Source organism: Streptomyces sp. MBT65 (assembly GCF_016612545.1).
Taxonomy (GTDB): domain Bacteria; phylum Actinomycetota; class Actinomycetes; order Streptomycetales; family Streptomycetaceae; genus Streptomyces.
This window is the reverse complement of the sequence record NZ_JAENRY010000716.1, coordinates 1-657: the sequence shown is the minus strand read 5'-3', so window position 1 is coordinate 657 and position 657 is coordinate 1. Positions and strand designations below refer to the sequence as shown.

Annotated in this window: 1 protein-coding gene; it reads right to left on the bottom strand. The window is 61.9% G+C overall.

Annotation, left to right across the window (positions count from 1 at the left end):
- The coding region (locus JHN63_RS51760; RefSeq protein ID WP_200692040.1) for a ScbR family autoregulator-binding transcription factor at positions 1–563 on the bottom strand (563 nt) is incomplete at its 3' end.
- Positions 564–657 lie beyond the last annotated feature (94 nt).

Genomic DNA, 657 nt, shown 5'->3' with positions numbered 1-657 from the left:
ATGGTGGGGAGGGTGTGTTGGAGGAGGGTGGTGATGGTGGTGGGGAGGTTTTGGTAGTTGGTGGTGGCTTGGGACATGGCTTGGATGCCGGCGAAGGCGCCGACGAGGATGTGGGCGGTTTCTTGGGGGTTGACGTGGGGGAGGAGTTCGCCTTGTTGTTGGGCTTGGGTGAGGAGGTTGGTGACGATGGTGGTCCAGTGGTGGAAGGGGGCGGTGCGGTCGAGTCCGTCGGCGCGTTGGTCGAGGGTGAGGCGGACGCCGGCGCGGACGAGGGGGTCTGTTTGGAGGCGGTGGGCGTGGAGCATGGTGGTGTCGATGAGTTCTTGGGTTTTGCAGGGGTGTGGGGGGACGGTGAGGTTTTGGTCTTGTCCGGCGAGGACGCCTTGGGCGAGTTGTTCTTTTGATTTGAAGTGGAAGTAGAGGGCGCCTTTGGTGACGTTGGCGGTGGTGAGGATTTCGCTGATGGTGGCGGCTTGGTAGCCGCGTTCTTCGAAGACGGTGGCTGCGGCCATGAGGATGGTGTGGCGGGTGCGGATGGCGCGGTCTTGTTTGGGTTGTGGCATGGGGTGGCTTCTTTCGTTGCGGGTGGGGTTCCCGCTGGTTTAAAAATACCGTCCAGTTCGTATAGTCTACGGGGTTTGGTGGGGGGTGTTGGGG